The organism is Couchioplanes azureus (assembly GCF_014648355.1).
Taxonomy (GTDB): Bacteria; Actinomycetota; Actinomycetes; order Mycobacteriales; family Micromonosporaceae; genus Actinoplanes; species Actinoplanes azureus.
This window is the reverse complement of the sequence record NZ_BMQY01000008.1, coordinates 242,475-247,388: the sequence shown is the minus strand read 5'-3', so window position 1 is coordinate 247,388 and position 4,914 is coordinate 242,475. Positions and strand designations below refer to the sequence as shown.

Below are 4,914 nucleotides of genomic sequence, written 5' to 3'. Positions count from 1 at the left end.
CGACTCCTCATTCCGGAACTCGGCTCAGAACGCTGCGGACCGCGGCGAGCACGTCGCTCACGCCGGGCAGGACCGCGCGTTCGAGATCGGGGTGAAACGGGACGTGCACGTCGTCGCGGCTGACCAGCCGCGGCGGCGCCAGAAGCGTGTAGAAGTCGGCATCGGCGCCGACCAGGTCGCTGATCACGCCGGCGCCGAAGCTGCTCGTGCGGGCGTCCTCCTGCACCACCACGAGCCGGCCGGTACGCCGCAGCGAGGCGGCCACCGTGTCGCGGTCCCACGGCACCAGCCAGCGCAGGTCGATCACCTCGGCATCGACCCCCTCGGCGGCGAGGGCGCCGGCCGCCTCCAGGGCGAGCTCCACGCCGTTGCCCCAGGTCACGACCGTGACGTCCGCGCCGGTGCGCAGCGTGCGGGCGCCGTACGCGTCGACCGCCGCGGGCGCGGGCTCCTGCCGCCGGCGCATCAGGTGCTTGGGCAGCAGGATCAGCGTGGGATCCGCGCCGCCGGTGGCCGCCGCGAAGGCGGCCGTGGCGTCCTCCGGCGACGACGGCACGACGACCCGCAGACCGGGCAGGTGGGTGAACAGGCTCTCGTTGCTCTGGCTGTGCCAGATCCCACCGCCGGGCAGGTACGCGCCCCAGGGCGCATAGAGCACCACGGGGCACGCCCAGCCGGAGGCCGACCGCCAGCGCAGCGTGGTGAGCTGCGCGGCGATCTGGTTCCAGGCGGGGCCGGCGAAGTCGACGAACTGCAGCTCGGCGACGGGGCGCAGGCCGGCGGCGGCCAGCCCGACGGCGATGCCGACGATGGTCGCCTCGGCGAGCGGGGCGTTGACCACCCGCTCGGTGCCCAGCCCCTTGGTGAAGCCGAACACCCCGCCCTTGGGGTCCTCGACGTCCTCGCCGAACACGAGTGTGCCCGGCTCGCGGGTGAGGGCCGCGCCCAGTGCGTCGTTGACGGCCGCCACGATGGTCCCACCCCGCGGTTCCACCGGCGGCACCGGCCGTGACGGCCCGTACAGGTGGTCGGTGATCTCCTTGGGATCCGCGGCCGGCTCCTGGGCCACCCGGGCGAAGATGCGCTCGACCTCGCCGGCGATCCGCGCGGCGGCGGCGTCCCACCAGGACTGGTCGATGACGCCGTCGGCGAGGAGCTTGCGCGCGTACCCGGCGACCGGGTCGCGCAGGGCGGCCAGCTCGTCGGCCGTGCGGTAGACGCGGTGGTCGTCCGAGGAGCTGTGCGGGTCGAGGCGGTCCACCCGGCACCAGAGGACGGTGGGGCCACCGCCGCCGCGGGCCCGCTCGACGGCGGTGCGTCCGGCGGCGAGGACCGCCTCGGGGTCGGCGCCGTCGACGTCGAGGAGGTGGCCGGCGGGCAGCATGCCGAGGTCGCGTGGGGAGGTGCCGGCGGTCGGGGTGCTGATGCCGTAACCGTTGTCGGCCACCACGAGGACGAGGGGCAGGTTCTTCTGCAGGGCGAACGCGAGCGCCTCGAAGAACTCGCCCTGGCGGGTGGACGCCTCACCGAGCGAGCAGACGACGACCGCGCGGTCGCCACGGCGGGCCGCGGCCCAGGCCACCCCGGCGGCCGGCAGGCACTGGCTGGCGGTGGGGCTGGCCAGCGAGACCACGTTGCCGGCCGGGTGGCTGAAGTGGGAGGTCATGGAGCGACCGGCCGAGTGGGAGCCCGCCTTGGCCATGAGGTCCCGGGCGACGTCCTCGACCGTCATGCCGCGGGCCATGACCAGCGCCCGGTCCCGGTAGTGAGGAAAGACGTAGTCCTGCGGCTCGAGAACGTCCTCCAGCGCGGCGAATGCCTCGTGACCGGCGGAGGAAATGGCGAACCAGGCGTGGCCCTGGCGCAGCGTCAGGCCCGATCGACGGTCGCATTCACGCGACGTCATCATGCGCTCGAGCAGCTCTTTTGGCTCGCGAACGCCCGTCGTGGCGGCGCGGGGCGAGCCGATCTTCGCTTCCACGACGGCAATTTTTCGCGACCGTCGAAATCGCAACAATCCGCTCCGGGAGCCATTTCCCGCAGCGAATTCTCCCGCTCCGCGGAGGGAGGGACGCTCCCCCGGACGGCCCCGCCGCCTCCCTCGCGGGAGCGGTCAGCGGGGCCGGCTGGTCCTCGCGAGGGAGGCGGTGTCCGCCGCAGGAGCGGGAGCGGTCGCCCGGCCGTACCAGTCGGCCGCCTCTGCGACGTGGGCGGCGAAGCCCGCTCCGGCCGGCACCCCGGTCCACCGCCAGATGCGCGAGCTCTCGTAGTAGTGGTCCTCGGCGAGCAGTTCGAACTGGTGGTCCGTCAGCCCCGGCAGGGCCCGGCGGGTCAGTTCCCGGTGCCGGCGCGCGGGCAGGTCGTCGCGCGGTGCCGGGCGGCCGAGGCGCGCGCAGATGCTGGTGACCAGCGTCCGTACGGACACCGGCTCCGGATGGTTGACGTGGAAGACACCGCCGCCGGCTCCAGCGCCGGCGCCCAGGGCCAGCGCCGCGCCCACCGCGCCGAGGTCCTCGACGCGGACCAGGGAGGCGCGCGCCGCTCCGCCGTCGATCCAGGCGGGCACCCGGTCGAAGAGGCCGAGCACGGTGGGCACGAACCAGGTGTCGCCCGGGCCGTAGACGAGGTGAGGACGCAGCACGATGCCACCGGACTCGCGCACGGCGACCTCGGCGGCGGCGCGGCTGCGGCTGGTCGCCGAGACCGGCGCCATCGGCAGGTCGTCCTCGCCGGCACCGCGGTGCACCCCCGAGCCGTAGACCCCGGTGGTGCTCAGATAGACCAGCCGGCCCACCCCGGCGGCCGCGGCCCGGTGCAGCAGCGCCTCGGTGCCGCGCTCGTTGACGGCCACGCATCTGCCGGCATCGCCGCCGACCTGCGCGGCGAGATGGAGCACTGTGGACACGTCGTCGCAGGCGCCGCGCAGGGTGGCCGGGTCGGCGAGATCGCCTCGCACCTCGACCACCCCGGCGGCGACCAGTTCCGGCGGCAGGGGGCGCCGGGTCAGGACCCGGATCTCCGGGCGGCTCGCCGCGGTCAGTGCCCGGCAGCGCTCGCGCAGGACCCGCAGGACGGCGGAGCCGACGAAGCCGGTGCCGCCGGTCACCAGGATGCGGGGGCGCCCGCCGGTCGCGGGGGAAGGCATCCGCGGCGGTACCTCAGCCGCCGGTCAGCACGTCGAGCAGGCCGGTGGCCATGATGCGGCCACCCTGGACGAAGTCCGCCCGGACCGTCCTCGCGTCAGCGCCCCCCGCAAGCGATGACACGGTGACCGTGGCCGGTTCGTCCAGCTCCACATAGCGGTCGAAGGTGAACTGCGAGCGCACCGGGATCACCTCGGTGCCGCCGCAGTGCAGGATCGTCGCCTGCCGGGCGGCCTCCATCAGCACCATGCCGGGCACGTGGTCGACGAAGTGGTCGAAGAGCACGGCGTGCTCCTGGTCGACCCGCAGCTGCCAGGTGTCGCGGGTGGGGCCCGGGGTCAGCACGACGTCGTGCTCCCGGTCGCGGCCGACCAGCCCGGGCGCCACGGGCCGGGGCAGCGGCCCGGTGACGCCCGCGGCGGCGGTGGCGGAGCGCAGCCGGGCGTACGAGGCGGGCGACACGCAGCTCCAGTCGACGAAGCCGGTGCCGACCCGCTCGCAGTCGCGGTAGACGACCATGTCCATGCTCATCCCGCTGACGCCGCGCCGGGTGCGCTTGACGTCGCGGCAGGCGACGCCGAGCAGAAGGTCGACCGGCTGGCTTTCCCGGGCCAGACCGGCGGTGCTGATCTGGTAGTCCTGCCGGCGGGTCAGGAACTGCCAGTCCATCGGTACGCCGAACACCCGGTGGGCGATGGCCAGGCCGGCCTGCCGGATGCTCTCGGCCAGCAGTAGCGGGTCGTGGAACTGCCCGGAACGCAGGCGGTAGAAGCTGTGGTCGCGCGGCCACTGGGCGCCGACCTCGACGGTGCTGTCGTCGACCGGCAGCAGGTCGGTGAGGAACACCTCGGAGACCGCCCTGCGGTGCACCAGGCTGCGGGGCACGGTCTGCTCGAAATCGACACCGATCGGCTCGGTATGGACCTCAGGGCGGACCTTGACCAGCTGGCTCATGTTTCTCCCCTCGTGGACTTCCGTGCACCAAACGTACTAACCGGCCGGTATGTTTGTCGATACCGTTCGGCCGTCGGGATAGGATCTGCCGCACAGGGAACCGGAAGGATGCGAGAAGATGGCCAGGCAGGAACGAGCGGGACGAACCCGGGCGGCGATCATCGACGCCGCGGCCGAGGAATTCGACCGGCGGGGTTTCGCGGGCGCGAGCCTGTCCGACATCCTCAAGCGCGCCGCGGTGACCAAGGGCGCGCTGTACTTCCACTTCACGTCGAAGGAGGAGATCGCCCGCACGATCATCGACGAGCAGTTCAAGGTCTGGCAGCCGCTGAAGGACACCTCGGGCCTGGGCCTGCAGACGGTCATCGACATGACGCACGACCTGGGCGGCCTGCTCCAGCGCGACACCCGCGTGCGCGCCGGCATCCGGCTCGTGGTCGAGCACGGCACCTTCAACGACCCGGCGCCGGCGGCCTACCAGCAGTGGATCGCCGCCGTCGAGGAGTGCCTGGTGGCGGCCCGGGCCAAGGGCGACCTGCGGCCGGGGATGGTGTCGCTGGACGTGTCGACCTTCATCATCTCGTCGTTCACCGGCGTGCAGATCAGCTCGCAGGTGCTCACCGAGCGCGCGGACATCCAGCGGCGCATCACCAGCATGTGGGAGATCGTCCTGCCGGGCCTGGTGCCGCCGCGGCGGCTGGCGAAGTTCCGCCCCGAGGGTTCCGCCGCGACCACGACCACGGCGACCACGACCACGGCGACGGCAACCTCCGCGAGAGCAACCGCGGCGAAGGCGGCCACGGCCAGCTGAGCACGC

The 4,914-nt window shown here is 73.4% G+C and carries 4 protein-coding genes; 1 reads left to right on the top strand and 3 read right to left on the bottom strand.

The window, feature by feature from the left end; genetic code table 11:
* Positions 1-7 precede the first annotated feature (7 nt).
* The 3 genes from IEY99_RS26285 to IEY99_RS26275 form a co-directional block, all read right to left on the bottom strand.
* Positions 8-1,981: an alpha-ketoacid dehydrogenase subunit alpha/beta gene (locus IEY99_RS26285; RefSeq protein WP_229799263.1), complete on the bottom strand. Its 1,974-nt coding sequence runs from the start codon at positions 1,979-1,981 to the stop codon at positions 8-10.
* A 132-nt stretch (positions 1,982-2,113) separates the two neighbouring features.
* Positions 2,114-3,145, bottom strand: coding sequence for an NAD-dependent epimerase/dehydratase family protein (locus IEY99_RS26280; RefSeq protein WP_189206742.1), 1,032 nt, complete (start codon positions 3,143-3,145; stop codon positions 2,114-2,116).
* Between the two features lie 13 nt (positions 3,146-3,158).
* Positions 3,159-4,097 (bottom strand): ScbA/BarX family gamma-butyrolactone biosynthesis protein, encoded by a 939-nt coding sequence (locus tag IEY99_RS26275; protein WP_189206741.1) that lies wholly within the window; start codon positions 4,095-4,097, stop codon positions 3,159-3,161.
* 118 nt (positions 4,098-4,215) lie between these two features.
* On the opposite strand from IEY99_RS26275, the gene IEY99_RS26270 reads away from it, so the two are divergent.
* Entirely contained in the window at positions 4,216-4,908 is a 693-nt protein-coding gene (locus IEY99_RS26270; RefSeq protein ID WP_189206740.1) for a ScbR family autoregulator-binding transcription factor, read from the top strand.
* Positions 4,909-4,914 lie beyond the last annotated feature (6 nt).